Genomic DNA, 15,338 nt, shown 5'->3' with positions numbered 1-15,338 from the left:
CGAAGGGAAAATCGCTTGCCGGAACCATGATTTCAAATTCATAATAGTCAGAATGATTATGCATTCGGAGCATTGACGGAATGCTGGAGGAATTGCGCACGCTCGTCCTCTTCGCGGAGGAAGGTTCGATCCAGAAAGTGGCGCGGCGCCTGCCGCTGACGCAGCCTGCCGTCACGCGCCAGATGCAGCGACTGGAGGACATGCTCGGAACGACACTTCTCGATCGCCGGCAAAAGCCGCCGCGCCTGACCGCGGCGGGATTGGAGGTGTTGACGCGCGCGAAAGACATACTGGCTTCGGTGGAAGCGCTGAAATCCTCGGCCGCCGACGCCGAGCCGCAGGGCGTGCTGCGTGTCGGTCTGGCGCACGGCTTGTCCGATGCAAGCGTTGCAGGCGCCATCGCCGGCGCGGCCGTGCCGTTTCCAAGAATATCGTTGCGGCTCAAGACCGGCTGGAGCGCGGAGCTCATCGAGCAGTTCGAACGCGGTCAACTCGACATGGCGATCGTTCTGCGGCCTGCCGGTCATCAAGGCTCGGACGTGCTCGGCACCGAACGTCTCTGCATCATAGCCCAGGCCGGCGCCCATCTCACGGACGCCCGGGGCCCCACGCCTTGGGTTCTCAGCCCCGAGCCTTGCGACGCGCGTCAGACGCTCCTCTCCGGCTTGGGCGGCGAACGGCATCGTCTTATCGTCGCGGCGGAAATTCAGGATCCGGCGATGCAGATGGAATGGGTCCGTCGGGGGCACGGCCTCGGCCTCATGCCGTTGCGGCTCGCGGCGCGAGGACTTCCCGACGGCCTCGCGCGTGTCGATCTCGAGGGTGTCGACCTTTCATTGCAGGTCGTGGCGCTGCGCTCGCCACATCTCAACCGGCTGGCGAAGGTCGTGGAAGCCATTGCAAGGACCGTCGGCGAAGCCATCAGGATCGAGGCCTGATACCGGCTGACCGGCTGCGGTCGATCCGGCGTCCCTTGCCTCTCCGGACGATTTGTGGTCTTGGGAGCCCCTAAATCGCTTGTCCCGGCGAAAATCTCATTCCGGATCCCATCATCATGGCCAAGATCAATGGCAACGAAATCCGTCCCGGCTACGTCATCGAGCACGATGGCGGCCTGTGGGTGGCGGTCAGGACCAACACCGTCAAGCCCGGCAAGGGCGGCGCCTACAACCAGGTCGAACTGAAGAACCTGATCAACGGCACCAAGCTCAACGAGCGCTTCCGCTCGGCTGAGACGGTCGAACAGATCCGGCTCGACCTGAAGGATTTTTCCTTCCTCTACGAGCAGGACGACGCGCTGGTGTTCATGGACACCCAGAGCTACGAACAGCTCGAACTGAATAAGGATTTCGTCGGCGACCGCGCCGCCTTCCTGCAGGACGGCATGATGGTGACGGTCCAGCTTTATGAGGAAAGGCCGATCGGCATCTCGCTGCCCGACTATGTGACCCTGACGATCACCGAGGCTGATCCGGTGGTGAAGGGCCAGACGGCGGCATCCTCGTACAAGCCGGCGGTCCTGGAGAACGGCATTCGCGTGTTGGTGCCGCCCTTCATCGGTGCCGGCGAACGCATCATCGTCGACACCAACGAAATCACTTACGTGCGCCGCGCCGACTAGAGCATGGTCCCGAAAAGTTGCAGACTTTTCGGACAAGATCATGCTCACAAAGACAAGCAGATGAAGCAGGGCCGCGATCCAATTTGAGTGATCCGCCCGGGCTTTTGGAGTTTCAACGATATGGCACGCTCAGCCCTTCTCAACGTCATGGTCCAGGCCGCAATGAAGGCCGGCCGCTCGCTGTCGCGCGACTTCGGCGAGGTCCAGAACCTGCAGGTCTCGCTGAAGGGTCCGGGCGACTATGTCAGCCAGGCCGACCGCAAGGCCGAGGACATCGTCTTCGCCGAATTGTCGAAGGCGCGCCCGGGCTACGGCTTCCTGATGGAAGAGCGCGGCGTGGTGGAAGGCGACGACAGCCAGCACCGCTGGATCGTCGATCCGCTCGACGGCACCACCAATTTCCTGCACGGCATCCCGCTTTTCGCCGTCTCGATCGCGCTGGAGCGCCAGGGCCAGATCGTCGCCGGCGTGATCTACAATCCGGCCATGGACGAGCTCTATACGACCGAGCGCGGCGGCGGCGCCTTCCTGAATGACCGCCGCCTGCGCGTCGCCGGCCGCACCAAGCTCGTCGACGCCGTCATCGGTTGCGGCGTGCCGCATCTGGGACGCGGCCAGCACGGTAATTTCCTGATCGAGTTGCGCCACGTCATGGCCGAGGTTTCCGGCATCAGGCGCCTTGGCTCGGCCTCGCTCGATCTTGCCTATGTGGCCGCCGGCCGCATGGACGGTTTCTGGGAAATCGGCCTGTCGGCCTGGGACATCGCCGCCGGGCTGCTGCTGATCCGGGAAGCCGGCGGTTTCGTCTCGGACATGGATGGCGGGCAGGACATGCTGGACAACGGCTCCGTCGTCGCCGGCAACGAGGTCATCCAGCGTGCGCTGCTGAAGACGGTGAAGAAGCCCCTCGCACCTCGCTGAAGCCTTCCGCAGCGCTGAACGGCCGCAGTCGCAAAACCGCCACCAAAGCTTGAAATACTGTCCGGTGGTTGCCCAGATATGGGGTGACGCAGGACGATCGATGGCAGACACACCGCCGCAACTCGAAATCCCCTTTGTCGGGCGCTGGCACTACTCCCGCGCGGAGATGATCGCCGACGGCATTGTCCATGCTGTCGGCATCGTGCTGGCGATCGCGGCCGGCTCGGCGCTGCTGGCGCTGGCGGCGTTTCGGGTCGGACCCGGCGAGTACGTCGCCGCCGCCTTCTATGTCGTTTCGCTGCTCACCGTGCTCTCGGTGTCGCTGGCCTACAATCTGTGGCCGGCATCGTCACCGGCCAAATGGGTTCTGCGGCGCTTCGATCACGCCGCGATCTATCTTCTCATCGCCGCCACCTACACGCCTTTTCTGGCCCAGCTCGACGGCTCGCCGCTGGCCCGCTGGATGATCGCGCTGGTCTGGATCGCGGCGGCGACAGGCATCGTCATCAAGGTGTTCTTTCCCGGCCGTTTCGACCGGCTGGCGATCGTCTTCTATCTAGCCATCGGCTGGAGCGGCATTGTCCTGGTCAAGCCGCTCGTCGCGACACTGCCGACGACCTCGATCGTGCTCATCGTCGCCGGTGGCGTCGTCTATTCCAGCGGTGTCATTTTCTTCGCCTGGAAGGGGCTGCGTTTCCACAACGCGCTGTGGCACGGCTTCGTCGTCACTGGCGCTGGCCTGCATCTGGCGGCCATGGTCGACTGCCTGGTGATAAACCGCTTCTGATCCGCTCGCGGCATTATTGCCAAGCGCCATTCAATTTGGTCACAATTCCGTTTAGAGTCGCCAACTACGTGATCGGCGGCGCTGGAGCAATTCCAGGGAAAGTGTGAGCGGTTTCCCGTTCGGAATTGCGTAAAGGCAAATAGAGCATCGGAAACGGGGCACGGATGGCTTTTCTCAGATCCTTCGGCATGGGCAGGCGCTCCGACGTACTGATCTACGATCCGCATAAACTATCGAGTCCGCAGGTGTTCCTGCTGACCATGGTCATCTTCCTGGCCATCGTCGCCTTCATTGCCGCCATCCTGACCCGCCAGATCTCGACGGCTTTCGTCACCAATCCCGGCCTCAACGGCCTGATCATCGGCGTGCTGGTGGTCGGCATCCTGCTCGCTTTCGTCCAGGTCGGGCGGCTGTTTCGCGAGGTGCGCTGGGTCAACTCCTTCCGCGCCGGTTCGGAAACCACCGAACCGGTGCTGCTGGCCCCGATGAAAGCCATGATCGGCCGTTCCTCGACCATGGCCTTCTCGACCTCTTCCATGCGCACAATGCTGGATTCCATCGCCACGCGCCTCGACGAAAGCCGCGACACCTCGCGCTACCTGGTCGGCCTCCTGGTGTTCCTCGGCCTGCTCGGCACCTTCTGGGGCTTGTTGAACACGATCGGCTCGATTCGCGAGACCATCGAATCGCTCGATCCCGGCACGGGTGATGCAGCCGCGGTGCTCGATTCCCTGAAGCAGGGCCTGTCGGCGCCGTTGGCCGGCATGGGCACGGCCTTCTCATCCTCGCTGTTCGGCCTGTCCGGTTCGCTGGTGCTTGGCTTCCTCGATTTGCAGGCGGGCCGCGCCCAGACACGCTTCTACACCGAGCTTGAGAACTGGCTGTCCTCGGTCACGGATCTCTCTTCCGACATCGTCGTCTCCGATCCGGCCAAGTCCGAACCGTCGGACGAAATCCGCCTGTTGTCGGAGCGGCTACGCAGCATGCAGGAGAATGGCGGCGGCTCCAATCCTCGTGTCGCCACCGCCATGGCCAATCTCGCCGACGGCATTTCCGGCCTGGTCAAGAACATGCGCTCCGAGCAGCAGATCATGCGCGACTGGGTCGAGGCCCAGTCCGATGAACAGAAGGCGATGCGCAACACGCTGGAAAAGATCGCCGACGCCCTGAAGAAGCCCGGGGTGCACTGACATGGCGCTTGCCAGGGGCCGGCGTACCGATCGCCGCATCGACTACTGGCCGGGCTTTGTCGACGCTTTGTCGACGCTGCTGCTCGCCATCATGTTCCTGCTCACCGTTTTCGTGTTGGCGCAGTTCCTGCTCGGCCGCGAAATCTCCGGCAAGGACACGGTGCTCAATCGTCTCAACTCGCAGATCAACGAACTGACCCAGCTTCTGGCGCTGGAGCGCTCGACGGCACAGGACAAGGAGGATTCGCTCGCCAACCTGCAGGCGTCGCTGTCGGCGGCGGAGGCGGAAAAGAGCCGCCTCGAGCAATTGCTGGCGCAAGGTGCCGGCGCCGGCGACGCGGCCAACCAGCGTGCCGCGGAACTGGGCGGCGAACTCGACAACCAGCGCCAGATCAGCCAGCAGGCACTGAGCCAGGTCGAGATACTCAACCAGCAGATCGCCGCGCTTCGCAAGCAGATCGGAGCACTCGAGGACGCGCTCAACGTTTCGGAGGCCCGCGACCGCGATTCCAATACCAAGATCGCCGATCTCGGCCGCCGCCTCAACGTCGCCCTGGCGCAGCGCGTGCAGGAATTGAACCGCTACCGCTCCGACTTCTTCGGACGTCTGCGCGAGATCCTCGCCGACCGCGAGAACATCCGCATTGTCGGCGACCGTTTTGTCTTCCAGTCGGAAGTGCTGTTCCCGACCGGCTCCGAGGTCATCAACGATGCGGGCAAGGTCGAGATGAAAAAGCTCGCCGACGCCATCATCGAGTTGCAGAAGGAGATTCCGCCGGAGATCAACTGGGTGCTGCGTGTCGATGGCCACACCGACAACAAGCCGCTCTCGGGCACCGGCCGCTATCGCGACAATTGGGAGCTGTCGACGGCGCGTTCGACTTCGGTGGTCAAGTTCCTGATCGAGAACGGCGTGCCGGCCAACCGGCTGGTCGCCGCCGGCTTTGGCGAGTTCCAGCCGCTCGACCCTGCCGATACCGACGAGGCGCGCAACAAGAACCGCCGCATTGAACTGAAGCTCACCGAACGTTGAACCATCATCACGCGATGTCACGCGAATTTGTTCGACGGCTCAACTCTAGGGCGCAGACCGGTGTCGGCAAGGCCTGAAAAGATTATCTTTTTTTAATTCCACTTCGCGCCGGAGCGCTCCTAGCCTGCCGCGCAGGGCCGAGAACCGCCGGCGATGCCTCCCATCGCGACGCGACGGAACCCGACGGCCCGTGGCTGGAAGGCAGACGAAGGAACCGCTGCCTTTCCTCTTCTGGAGGAGACGCGACGATGCGCTCTTTTAACCCCACGCTCAGAACTGCGGCACTGACCGCATTCTTTATCGCCATTCCGCTCGCCGGCGCCTACGCCGCGGGCCATCACAAGGGCACTCTCGACGCGACGGATCCGACAGACATGACCGGCCCGCGTGTCGAGGCTCTCATGCAACAGGTTCAGGGTGTCCGCCAGGGCATTGTCGACGCCAGGCAGGCCAACAACATCACCCCGGCCGTGGCGGAGCGCCTGGAAATGCGTACCGTCCGCATCAACCAGGCAGCCGAGAAGATAGCCGCGTCGGATCACGGCAGGATACCGGCCGCGCAATATCATGAGCTGCTGCGCCGGCTCGACAATGTCGACCAGCGGCTCAGGGTCGACACCGGCAGCGGCTTCCTCATGGGCGATGGTTCCGACGGCGGAAACTATCCGAACGGCTGAGCCCTCTGGAACGGTCCAAGAGGAAGGGACCTCCTGGCGCCTTCGGGACCCCGATCCCGCGGGCGTCCTTTTTCCTCACCGGCCCAGCCCGCCTACCAACCAAACCAGAGCGCGACCAGGGCGACCACCGCCGGCACGGTCTGGATGAACAGGATCTTGCGGCCGACCGTCGCCGCGCCATAGAGGCCGGCAATGGCCACGCACAACAGGAAGAAGACCTTGACCTGAAAACCGGCAGCGCCGAGGTAAAGCCCCCAGATCAGGCCGGCGGCAAGAAATCCGTTGTAGAGGCCCTGATTGGCGGCGAGCACCTTCGAGGCCTGCGCGAATTCGGGCGTCAGGCGGAATGTCTTGTGCCCACGCGGCGTGTCCCAAAGCACCATCTCGAGATAGACGATGTAAACATGGATCAAGGCCACCAGCCCGACCAGGATGTCGCCGATCATTTTGCTCCCCCTGCACGCGTTGCCGCAGCATTTCATGTGTGGCATCGCCTGCGCAAGGTGCCATCCGCCGGACGGTATCCAGAGCAATTCCAGCAAAGGCGCGCAGCGCTTTCCCCGGGGAATTGCATCAAAGCAATGAGTCGGTGCAGGGTGCCGTTTCCGTGAAACGCTGAACCGCTCCGAGGGTTGCCAACGCTTTTGCGTTGGTGTCTTTTCGCGCCGTCCTCAATCACGGAATCCGCCATGTCCTTTCAGAAACTCGACGACCTCGGCCACAAGCTCGAAGCGCTTGAGCATGCGCTGGCCATCCTCGGCGCCGACGAAGCGACACATATGGCCGTCGGCGGCGGTGAGAAGCGTGCGGAGGCAATGGCGGCGCTGGCCGGCATGTACCACACCAGGGCGACCGCACCGGAGATATCGGACTGGATCGCCGCCGCGGAAGGCGAGGCGCTCGACGACGAGCAGCGCGCGGCGCTCGGCGAACTGCGGCGGCAGTATATCAACCTGACCTGCCTGCCTGTCGAATTCGTCGAACGCCAGACGACGGCGCGCATGCGTTGCGAGCAGCTATGGCGCGACCTGCGCGCCAAGAACGATTGGGCGAGCTTCCAGCCTGCGCTCGAGGGTGTCGTGGCGCTGGTGCGCGAAGAGGCGGCCCTGCGCTCCGACGTGCTCGGCCTCGCCCCTTACGATGCGCTGATGGAGCAATTCGACCCCGGCAACCGCACCGCGGACATCACCCCTGTCTTCGCCGACCTGAAAGCCTTCCTCAAGGGATTCGTACCGGAGGCACTGGCGATCCAGGAGGCGCGGCTGCGCAAGCATCCGCTGAAGCCGCTTTCGGGTACCTATGCGATCGACAAGCAGCGCGAACTCGGCCTTGCCATGATGGCCGCGGTCGGTTTCGACCTGACGCACGGCTCGCTGTCGGTGTCGCACCATCCCTTCTGCGGCGGCGTGCCCAGCGACGTGCGCATCACCACCCGCTACAAGACGTCCGATTTCCTGTCGGCGCTGATGGGTGTGCTGCACGAGACCGGCCATGCGCTCTATGAACAGAACCTGACGAAGGCATGGTCGCATTGGCCGCTGGGCAAGGCGCGCGGCATGGCCGTGCACGAAAGCCAGAGCCTCTTCGTCGAAAAGCAGATCGGCCGCAATCCCGCCTTCTGGCGCTGGGCGCTGCCGGTGGTGGAGAAGCATCTCGGCGAGGCCTGGTCGCTCGACGACCTTCTACCGCATGTGCATCGCGTCGAGCGCGGCCTGATCCGCGTCGACGCCGACGAGGTGACCTATCCCCTGCATGTCATCCTGCGCTACGAACTGGAGCAGGAGCTGGTCTCGGGCAGGCTGGAGGTGGCTGATCTCCCCGAAGCGTGGGACGCCAAGATGCGCGACTATCTCGGCCTTTCCACCATCGACAATCCGGCCGACGGGCCGATGCAGGACGTGCATTGGCCGGGCGCGGCCTTCGGCTACTTCCCGTCCTACACGCTGGGCGCGATGATGGCGGCGCAGCAATGGGCCGCGCTGACCAGGGAACACCCTTCCGCCGATGACGACCTGGCGAAAGGGAATTTCGCCGCCATCAACGACTGGCGCCGCGAGAAGATATGGTCACAGGGGTCGCGCTGGTCGACACCGGACCTGCTCGAGCGCGCCACCGGCGAAAAGCTCAACGCCGTGTATTTCGTCAATCACTTGAAGCAGCGCTACGGCGGATGAAATCCGCCACCGCCATCCGGTTGCGGTGATTGGCGACACGCGCCGGCGAACAGCAAGGCGACGAGGTATTCGCCGTCCGGCCACCGGGCTTCCACGTCTTGCGGGATCGCCTCGCTTTTCCATCACTGGTGGTATCCGGCGGTTGCTGCAAGACGCTCCGATCATGCGGGCGAACTGACCGCCATGCCGGAAATGCCTACTCCGCCGCGCCCCTGAAGGCGCTGGCGCCGGTCTCGAACTGCAGCTTGGCCAGCCTGGCATAGATGCCGCCCTTGGCGACAAGGCTCTGATGCGTGCCTTCCTCGACGATTCGGCCGCCATCCATGACGAGGATCCTGTCGGCCTTCAGCACCGTTGCCAGCCGGTGGGCGATGACGATTGTGGTGCGGCCCTGCATCAGCCGCTCCAGCGCCGTCTGCACCAGCGTCTCGCTTTCGGCGTCGAGCGCCGAGGTCGCTTCGTCGAGCAGCAGGATCGGCGCGTCGCGCAGGATGGCGCGGGCGATCGCCACGCGCTGGCGCTGGCCGCCGGACAGCGTCACGCCGCGCTCGCCGACCTGGCTGTCATAGCCATTTTCGAGCTTGAGGATGAATTCGTCGGCCAGCGCGTCCTTCGCGGCCGCCTCGATCTCGGCATTGCCGGCGCCCGGCCGGCCGAAGCCGATATTGTCGCGCGCGCTCGCCGCGAAAATGGTGACGTCCTGCGGCACGATGGCGATGCGCTCGCGCACCGAAACCGGATCGGCTTCGCGCACGTCGACGCCATCGATCAGGATCTTGCCGGTCTCTGGATCGTAGAAACGCAGGATCAGCGAAAACACCGTGCTCTTGCCGGCCCCGGAGGGACCGACGATGGCCACCGTCTCGCCGGGCATGACCTGAAAACTCAAGCCATGGACGGCGGCGCGGTCTGGCCTTGCCGGATAGGAGAAGGAGACGTCGTCGAAGACGATCGCGCCCTTGGCGATCGACGGCAGCGGCTTCGGATCGGCCGGCGCCTGGATCGCCGGCTTCTCGGCGAGGATTTCGGTCAGCCGTTCGGCCGCGCCGGCAGCCTGAGCCAGTTCGCCCCAGACCTCCGACAGCGCGCCGAGCGCACCGGCGGCGAACACCGAATAGAGCAGGAACTGGCCGAGCGTGCCTGGCGACAGATTGCCGTCGAGCACATCGCGCGAGCCGAACCACAGCACTGCCACGACAGACGAGAAGATGGTGAAAATGGCAAAGAAGGTGAGGAAGGAGCGTGCGAAGATCGAGGCGCGTGCAGCCTCGAAAGCAGCCTCCACCGCGCCCGAAAACCGCCCGGTGACCAGTTTCTCATTGGTGAAGGCCTGCAGCGTGCGCACCGCGCCGATCTGCTCGCTGGCGTAGGCTGTCGCCTCGGCAAGCGTATCCTGCGCCTGCCTTGACTTGCGCCGCACCGAGCGGCCGAAGGCGACCAGGGGCAGCACGATGATGGGAATGGCTGCGATGACCAGGCCGGACAGTTTTGGGCTGGTGATGACCATCATTCCCACCGCGCCGAGGCCGAGGATGACGTTGCGCAGCGCGACCGAGGCGGTCGCGCCGACCGCCGATTTGACCTGCGTGGTATCGGCGGCGAGCCGCGACACGATCTCGCCCGACTGCGCGGTGTCGAAAAAGGCAGGCGACAGCGTCGTCACATGGGCAAAGACATCGCGCCTGATATCGGCGACGACGCGTTCCCCCAGCGTGATGACGAAATAATAACGGCAGGCCGATGCCGCCGCCAGCATGGCGGCCATCGCCACCAGCGCGGCAAAGTATTCAGCAATGAAGGTGGTGCTGGAGGACGAGAAGCCGTGGTCGATCATGCGCCGTACGGCCAGCGGCAGCGCCAATGTCGTTGCCGCGGCGATGGCCAGCGAGATGAGGGCGCCGACGACCAGCGTGCGATATTGCGTGATATAGGGGAACAGGCGTCGGAGCGGCTTGAGCGAGCGTCGGCGCTCGTCTGCGCTGCTTGATTGCGCCATCTCGGTGTTTCCTCTAGCCGCTTCAGCTCTAGGCGTCGCAATATGCGCTTGCCGCGGCCTTGTGATTCAATTCCGCCTGATGTATAGGCTCGCCGACCGTTTTAGAAGCCGTGGCTCCTCCATAGCTGCGGCTTCGAGTTTTAAAAAGAGGCGCATCGACGCAGGCTTATGCCCGTCAGCCGCGCCGGCAAGCCAGGAACCGAGCCATGAAGAGCGCTATCCATCCCGACTACCACACCATCAAGGTCGTCATGACCGACGGCACCGAATACACGACCCGTTCGACCTGGGGCAAGGAAGGCGATACGATGAACCTCGATATCGACCCGACCACCCACCCGGCCTGGACCGGCGGCCAGCAGACCCTGCTCGACCGCGGCGGCCGCCTGTCGAAGTTCAAGAAGCGCTTCGAAGGTTTCGGCCTCTAAGCCGGACAAGCCCTTGCAGATCAAAGACCCGCCTTCGTGGCGGGTTTTTGTTGACCAGTGCTCTCTTCTCCCCGTCACTATGCGGGGAGAAGGACGCAGTCGCAGGCGGTTTCGCTACCGATGCGGCAGAAACGCCAAAGTCGTCTCTACTCAGCCAGCAATTCCCGCAGCGCCATGCGCTTGTAGGCTGTGACCAGCCTGTCGCCCTCCTGTCGGTCGACGGAGATGGCCAGCCGTACCGCGGCCTCGCCCATTTGCCAAACCAGAAACGCCGTGGTTTCCAGGGCGACAGGGTCGGCGCCGGGACGTAGCCGTTTCAACACCGCGACAAGGAACTCCGCATTGGCCCGGCTGTCGGCGAGTTCGAGCTGGCGCAGCGCCTTGTCGGCTTGCGTGCCCGACCAGATGTCGCGCATCACCGGCTCGGCCAGGAAGAGTCCGTAATAGATATCGACCAGCTCGGAGAAAGCCCGTCGCAGGCCTTCGGCATCGCCTACATTGGCGAGTGCCGCTGAAATGCAGGCCTGGCTCTCGGCCGTGTAGCGCTCGGCCAGCGCCCAGATGATCGCCCGCTTGTCGGGAAAGAACTGGTAGAGCGAGCCGATCGACACCCCTGCCCGCTCCGCCACCTCGCCCATGCGCATGGCATCGCTGCCTTGCTCGGTGATCAGCGCCGAGGCTGCGGCCAGCATGCGTTCCACCCGCTCGCGGCTGCGCTGCTGGCTTGGCGCCCGCCGTGGCGAAGCGATCTGCTCGTTGGCCGGCGTGCCTTCCATGGACTGTCTCCAATAACGCATTCGGCACAACCGCCGGGGAAATGGCTTGACTCGCAAAATACGAGGGTTTATCACGTTTTGCAAATGTGAGGATTACTCATGTTTTAAAACGGAGGAAAGCCACCATGACCGACACCAAACCAATCCTGATCCTCGGCGGCACCGGCAAGACCGGCCGCCGTCTTGCCGAGCGGCTGAAGGCGCGGGGCATTCCGGTACGGATCGGCTCCCGTTCCGGCACGCCACGCTTCGATTGGGAAGCTTCGGCATCCTGGGCTCCCGCACTTGAGGACGTCAGCGCGGTCTACATCAGCTACTATCCCGACATTGCCGTGCCGGGTGCTGCCGAAGTGATCGGTGCCTTCACCCACCTTGCCGTGGGACATGGCGTCCGCCGGTTGGTGCTGTTGTCGGGCCGCGGCGAAACGGAAGCCCAGCGCGCCGAAGAGATGCTGAAGGCTTCCGGGGCCGACTGGACGATCCTGCGCTGCGCCTGGTTCTCGCAGAATTTCAGCGAAGGCTTTCTCGTCGAGCCGTTGCTGGCGGGCGAGGTGGCACTGCCGGTCGGACCTGTCGGCGAACCCTTTGTAGACGTCGACGACATCGCCGACGCCGCCGAAGTGGTGCTGACCCAGCCCGGTCATATCGGTCAGCTCTATGAGCTCACGGGGCCGCGGCTTTTGAGCTTCGCCGAAGCGGTCGCCGAAATTGCCAAGGCGGCGGGACGCGATATCCGCTTTGTCAGAATCTCGCATGACGAGTTCACGAACGCCGTCGCCTCGCATGGACTGCCACCCGAATTCGTCTGGCTGCTCGATGAGCTGTTCACCCAGGTGCTCGACGGCCGCAACGAATCGCTCACCGACGGCGTCCAGCGCGTGCTTGGCCGGCCACCCAAAGACTTCTCCGCCTACGCAAGCGAAACCGCCGCTAGCCGAATCTGGAGCAACTGAGATGACCAAGCTTCTGCCCGCTCTCACCATCATTGCCGCGATCGGCTCGGGCCTCGTCGCCGGCGTATTCTTCGCCTTCTCCAATTTCGTCATGGCGGCGCTTGCCCGGCTGCCTGTCCCACAAGGCATCGCGGCGATGAACTCGATCAACGTCACGGTGATCACGCCGACTTTCATGACGGCGCTTTTCGGTACCGGCCTGCTCTGTCTGGTGCTTATCGCCGCCGCCATCATGGGCTGGAGCCAGTCCGGCTCGTACTGGCTGCTTGCCGGCGCGGTGATCTACCTGATCGGCAACCCGATCGTGACCATGGTCTTCAACGTGCCGCTCAACGACGCGCTTGCCGCCGTCGACCCGGCCAGCAGCAACGGCGCCGCCGTGTGGGCTAACCATCTGAGCCAATGGGTGATGTGGAACCACGTCCGCACCGTCACCGCCATCGTGGCGATGGCCTGCTTTATCTTCGCGTTGCTCTAGAAAGCAATTCCAGGAAAAGTGTAGGCGGTTTTCCCGGGAGAGCGCCCAGCGCTTTCCCTTGGGAATTGCGTCAAACAAGGCAGTCGATGAAACGAAAAGACTTCAGGCGGGGTCTTTTTGCGCGTGCCCTTTTGACGTGTGGCCCTTGCGATCGGAATGACCGAGATCGCGATCCGGGTCGATCACGTCGCGCACCAGCTGCTTGAGCTTTGCCGCATCGGGAAAGCCGCCGTCGCGCTTGCGGTCCCAGACCAGCACGTCGTTGCAGGAGACGGTGAAGATCCCGCCGGTGCCGGGCACCAGCGTCACCTCGCCGAGGTCGGTGCCGAAGGTGGAGAGCAGCTCCTGCGCCATCCAGCCAGCGCGCAGCAGCCACTGGCACTGCGTGCAATAGGTGATGCGGATGGCGGGCAACGGCTTCTCGTTCATATCGGATTGAGCTCCGCTCATATCGGATTGAGCTCTGCTCATATCCCGCCGATCACGCCGCGCTGAGCTTGGCCAAGGTCTCGTCGTCGACCTCGAAATTGGCGTAGACGCTTTGCACGTCGTCGTCGTCTTCAAGTGTGGCGACCAGCTTCATCAGCGACTGTGCACGTTCCTCGTCGACCGGGACATTGGTCTGAGGCTGCCAGATCAGCTTCACCGATTCAGCCTCGCCGAGCGCGGTTTCCAGCGCCTTCGACACCTCGCCGAGATTCTCGAAGGCGCAATAGATCGTGTGGCCTTCCTCGTCCGACTCGACATCGTCGGCGCCGGCTTCGATCGCCGCTTCCATGACCGTGTCGGCGCTGCCGGCCGATGCCGGATAGTAGATCTCGCCGACACGGTCCCACATGAAGGATACCGAGCCGGTTTCACCCATCGCGCCGCCGGCCTTGGTGAAGGCGGCCCGCACATTCGACGCCGAGCGGTTGCGGTTGTCGGTCAAGGCCTCGACGATGACGGCGACGCCACCTGGGCCATAGCCTTCATAGCGCACAGCCTCGTAGTTCTCGGCATCGCCCATCGAGGCCTTGTTGATGGCGCGCTGGATATTGTCCTTCGGCATCGACACGGCCTTGGCGTTCTGGATCGCCAGCCGCAGGCGTGGATTCATCGATGGATCGGGCGTGCCGCTCTTGGCAGCAACGGTTATTTCGCGCGCCAGCTTGGAAAACATTTTCGACCGCACCGCGTCCTGACGGCCCTTGCGGTGCATGATGTTCTTGAACTGTGAATGGCCAGCCATGGCACCCCTGTCGTCTTCTCGGCTAGAGCATCCTGCAGCCAGGTGGATCACCTTGCCCTTCGCAAAAATGCTCGAATTCAAAATTTCAGAGCGTCCCAGGTGCAACCCACGGAAGCACGGCGTTCTCTGTCGGAATGGCCGGCTTATAGATAAATCGGCTCAATTCGTCCAGCGCGCCGTGTTGCGGCGATCCCCTGCAACGCCTTATGCCTCCAGATCGGACTTCAGCCGGTCGATGATGCTGAGCGCATGGCCGGCATACTGGCTGATCCAGCGGTCATGGATCTGCTTGATGGGCAGGGAATTGAGATGGTTCCAGCGTTCGCGTCCGTCACGGCGCGCCACGATCAGTTCCGCCTCCTCCAGCACCTTGAGATGCAGCATGACGGTGCAGCGGTCGATGTCGGGAAAAGCATCGCACAGCATGCCGGTCGTCTTCGGCTCGTCCTTCAGCTGATCCAGCATTTCGCGCCGGCGCGGATGCGCCAGCGCCTTGAAAACATTGTCGTCTTGCGATCGGCTTGACATGTTATATTTCTATAACATATCCTCGAACCTATCAAGCAAGGAGCTGTGGATATGTCCCTTGGATTTCGGGTTTCAGGACGCATTGGCAGGCCGGTCGCCGAAGTCTTCGACGCGGTCGTCAATCCGAAGAAGCTGAGCGGCTATTTCACCACCATCGGCGGCGCCAGCGCGCCGCTGGAAACCGGTATTGGCGTCGTCTGGTGGGGCAAGGTGCCGGTCGAGGTCGACGAGGTGGTCAAGGACAGCCGCATCGTGCTGCGCTGGGACGCCACCGATGCCGACGGCAAGCCGGCCTACAAGACCCGCATCGAGATGAATTTCGAACCGCTGGATGATGGCGGCACCTTCGTCACCATTGCCGAGAGCGGCTGGCGGGAAGGCGCGGTCGGCCTGAAGAAATCCTACCTCAACTGCGAGGGCTGGTCGCAGATGCTGGCCTGCATGAAAGCGTATGTCGAATACGGCATCAATCTGCGTGACGGCTATTACCGCAGCGAGATGAAGGGCGAACCCGCCAACGAGACCAATGTCTGAGCAGGCAAAGA

18 protein-coding genes are annotated in these 15,338 nt (G+C 63.4%); 12 read left to right on the top strand and 6 right to left on the bottom strand.

From position 1 onward, the window contains the following. Positions 1-80: 80 nt before the first annotated feature. From EB230_RS06945 to EB230_RS06915, 7 genes are all read left to right on the top strand, one after another. Positions 81-938, top strand: a complete 858-nt coding sequence (locus EB230_RS06945; protein WP_172371919.1) for a LysR family transcriptional regulator — start codon at positions 81-83, stop codon at positions 936-938. 116 nt (positions 939-1,054) lie between these two features. Then, a complete protein-coding gene (gene efp / locus EB230_RS06940) occupies positions 1,055-1,621 on the top strand; it encodes an elongation factor P (protein ID WP_019861758.1) in 567 nt (188 codons plus the stop codon). Between the two features lie 120 nt (positions 1,622-1,741). Beyond that, positions 1,742-2,542, top strand: a complete 801-nt coding sequence (locus tag EB230_RS06935) for an inositol monophosphatase family protein (protein WP_056575392.1) — start codon at positions 1,742-1,744, stop codon at positions 2,540-2,542. 100 nt (positions 2,543-2,642) lie between these two features. Further along, positions 2,643-3,329, top strand: a complete 687-nt coding sequence (locus EB230_RS06930; protein ID WP_172371917.1) for a hemolysin III family protein — start codon at positions 2,643-2,645, stop codon at positions 3,327-3,329. 164 nt (positions 3,330-3,493) lie between these two features. Beyond that, a complete protein-coding gene (locus EB230_RS06925) occupies positions 3,494-4,519 on the top strand; it encodes a MotA/TolQ/ExbB proton channel family protein (protein ID WP_056575385.1) in 1,026 nt (341 codons plus the stop codon). Position 4,520: 1 nt separating this feature from the next. Next, a complete protein-coding gene (locus EB230_RS06920) occupies positions 4,521-5,552 on the top strand; it encodes a peptidoglycan -binding protein (RefSeq protein ID WP_056575382.1) in 1,032 nt (343 codons plus the stop codon). A 248-nt stretch (positions 5,553-5,800) separates the two neighbouring features. Further along, positions 5,801-6,229 carry a hypothetical protein gene (locus tag EB230_RS06915; protein WP_172371915.1) on the top strand — a complete coding sequence of 143 codons (429 nt, stop codon included), beginning with the start codon at positions 5,801-5,803 and terminating at the stop codon, positions 6,227-6,229. A gap of 92 nt (positions 6,230-6,321) precedes the next feature. On the opposite strand, the gene EB230_RS06910 is transcribed toward EB230_RS06915, so the two are convergent. Continuing rightward, entirely contained in the window at positions 6,322-6,675 is a 354-nt protein-coding gene (locus EB230_RS06910; RefSeq protein ID WP_172371913.1) for a DUF1304 domain-containing protein, read from the bottom strand. 243 nt (positions 6,676-6,918) lie between these two features. Here EB230_RS06910 and EB230_RS06905 point away from each other — a divergent pair, with 243 nt between their 5' ends. After that, positions 6,919-8,403 carry a carboxypeptidase M32 gene (locus tag EB230_RS06905; protein ID WP_172371910.1) on the top strand — a complete coding sequence of 495 codons (1,485 nt, stop codon included), beginning with the start codon at positions 6,919-6,921 and terminating at the stop codon, positions 8,401-8,403. A gap of 196 nt (positions 8,404-8,599) precedes the next feature. Here EB230_RS06905 and EB230_RS06900 read toward each other — a convergent pair whose 3' ends face one another. Next, positions 8,600-10,399 (bottom strand): ABC transporter transmembrane domain-containing protein, encoded by a 1,800-nt coding sequence (locus EB230_RS06900; protein ID WP_056575370.1) that lies wholly within the window; start codon positions 10,397-10,399, stop codon positions 8,600-8,602. A gap of 206 nt (positions 10,400-10,605) precedes the next feature. Here EB230_RS06900 and rpmE point away from each other — a divergent pair, with 206 nt between their 5' ends. Beyond that, the gene (gene rpmE, locus EB230_RS06895; protein ID WP_010912060.1) at positions 10,606-10,827 is read left to right on the top strand and encodes a 50S ribosomal protein L31; all 222 of its coding nucleotides are present in this window, start codon (positions 10,606-10,608) and stop codon (positions 10,825-10,827) included. Positions 10,828-10,973: 146 nt separating this feature from the next. Here the strand turns inward: rpmE and EB230_RS06890 are convergent, their stop codons facing one another. Then, positions 10,974-11,603 carry a TetR/AcrR family transcriptional regulator gene (locus tag EB230_RS06890; protein WP_172371908.1) on the bottom strand — a complete coding sequence of 210 codons (630 nt, stop codon included), beginning with the start codon at positions 11,601-11,603 and terminating at the stop codon, positions 10,974-10,976. A gap of 125 nt (positions 11,604-11,728) precedes the next feature. Between EB230_RS06890 and EB230_RS06885 the strand changes: the two genes are divergently transcribed. Then, a complete protein-coding gene (locus tag EB230_RS06885) occupies positions 11,729-12,556 on the top strand; it encodes an NAD(P)H-binding protein (protein ID WP_172371907.1) in 828 nt (275 codons plus the stop codon). Position 12,557: 1 nt separating this feature from the next. After that, on the top strand, positions 12,558-13,034 hold the full coding sequence (locus EB230_RS06880) for a DUF1772 domain-containing protein (RefSeq protein WP_172371906.1): 477 nt from the start codon (positions 12,558-12,560) through the stop codon (positions 13,032-13,034). Positions 13,035-13,136: 102 nt separating this feature from the next. Here the strand turns inward: EB230_RS06880 and EB230_RS06875 are convergent, their stop codons facing one another. The 3 genes from EB230_RS06875 to EB230_RS06865 all read right to left on the bottom strand — a co-directional run bounded on the left by EB230_RS06875 (position 13,137) and on the right by EB230_RS06865 (position 14,793). Beyond that, entirely contained in the window at positions 13,137-13,463 is a 327-nt protein-coding gene (locus EB230_RS06875) for a SelT/SelW/SelH family protein (RefSeq protein WP_246738922.1), read from the bottom strand. Positions 13,464-13,515: 52 nt separating this feature from the next. Next, complete coding sequence (locus EB230_RS06870) at positions 13,516-14,265, bottom strand: YebC/PmpR family DNA-binding transcriptional regulator (protein ID WP_172371904.1); 750 nt, start codon at positions 14,263-14,265, stop codon at positions 13,516-13,518. Positions 14,266-14,469: 204 nt separating this feature from the next. Beyond that, positions 14,470-14,793, bottom strand: coding sequence for a helix-turn-helix domain-containing protein (locus EB230_RS06865; protein WP_056575352.1), 324 nt, complete (start codon positions 14,791-14,793; stop codon positions 14,470-14,472). Between the two features lie 51 nt (positions 14,794-14,844). On the opposite strand from EB230_RS06865, the gene EB230_RS06860 reads away from it, so the two are divergent. Further along, the gene (locus EB230_RS06860; RefSeq protein WP_056575349.1) at positions 14,845-15,327 is read left to right on the top strand and encodes an SRPBCC domain-containing protein; all 483 of its coding nucleotides are present in this window, start codon (positions 14,845-14,847) and stop codon (positions 15,325-15,327) included. The last annotated feature ends 11 nt before the right edge of the window (positions 15,328-15,338 follow it).

The sequence above is a fragment of the Mesorhizobium sp. NZP2234 genome (assembly GCF_013170765.1).
GTDB lineage: Bacteria > Pseudomonadota > Alphaproteobacteria > Rhizobiales > Rhizobiaceae > Mesorhizobium > Mesorhizobium loti_D.
This window is presented reverse-complemented; position numbering and strand designations above follow the sequence as displayed.

Bases quoted from the DNA above. Each gene is read 5' to 3' on its own strand.
- EB230_RS06925 (WP_056575385.1), top strand. From the start codon at position 3,494: ATGGCTTTTCTCAGATCCTTCGGCATGGGCAGGCGCTCCGACGTACTG.
- rpmE (WP_010912060.1), top strand. From the start codon at position 10,606: ATGAAGAGCGCTATCCATCCCGACTACCACACCATCAAGGTCGTCATG.
- EB230_RS06885 (WP_172371907.1), top strand. From the start codon at position 11,729: ATGACCGACACCAAACCAATCCTGATCCTCGGCGGCACCGGCAAGACC.
- EB230_RS06860 (WP_056575349.1), top strand. From the start codon at position 14,845: ATGTCCCTTGGATTTCGGGTTTCAGGACGCATTGGCAGGCCGGTCGCC.
- EB230_RS06920 (WP_056575382.1), top strand. From the start codon at position 4,521: ATGGCGCTTGCCAGGGGCCGGCGTACCGATCGCCGCATCGACTACTGG.
- EB230_RS06870 (WP_172371904.1), bottom strand. From the start codon at position 14,265: ATGGCTGGCCATTCACAGTTCAAGAACATCATGCACCGCAAGGGCCGT.
- EB230_RS06875 (WP_246738922.1), bottom strand. From the start codon at position 13,463: ATGAACGAGAAGCCGTTGCCCGCCATCCGCATCACCTATTGCACGCAG.
- EB230_RS06890 (WP_172371908.1), bottom strand. From the start codon at position 11,603: ATGGAAGGCACGCCGGCCAACGAGCAGATCGCTTCGCCACGGCGGGCG.
- EB230_RS06865 (WP_056575352.1), bottom strand. From the start codon at position 14,793: ATGTCAAGCCGATCGCAAGACGACAATGTTTTCAAGGCGCTGGCGCAT.
- EB230_RS06910 (WP_172371913.1), bottom strand. From the start codon at position 6,675: ATGATCGGCGACATCCTGGTCGGGCTGGTGGCCTTGATCCATGTTTAC.
- EB230_RS06945 (WP_172371919.1), top strand. From the start codon at position 81: ATGCTGGAGGAATTGCGCACGCTCGTCCTCTTCGCGGAGGAAGGTTCG.
- EB230_RS06900 (WP_056575370.1), bottom strand. From the start codon at position 10,399: ATGGCGCAATCAAGCAGCGCAGACGAGCGCCGACGCTCGCTCAAGCCG.
- EB230_RS06935 (WP_056575392.1), top strand. From the start codon at position 1,742: ATGGCACGCTCAGCCCTTCTCAACGTCATGGTCCAGGCCGCAATGAAG.
- EB230_RS06880 (WP_172371906.1), top strand. From the start codon at position 12,558: ATGACCAAGCTTCTGCCCGCTCTCACCATCATTGCCGCGATCGGCTCG.
- EB230_RS06915 (WP_172371915.1), top strand. From the start codon at position 5,801: ATGCGCTCTTTTAACCCCACGCTCAGAACTGCGGCACTGACCGCATTC.
- EB230_RS06930 (WP_172371917.1), top strand. From the start codon at position 2,643: ATGGCAGACACACCGCCGCAACTCGAAATCCCCTTTGTCGGGCGCTGG.
- EB230_RS06905 (WP_172371910.1), top strand. From the start codon at position 6,919: ATGTCCTTTCAGAAACTCGACGACCTCGGCCACAAGCTCGAAGCGCTT.
- efp (WP_019861758.1), top strand. From the start codon at position 1,055: ATGGCCAAGATCAATGGCAACGAAATCCGTCCCGGCTACGTCATCGAG.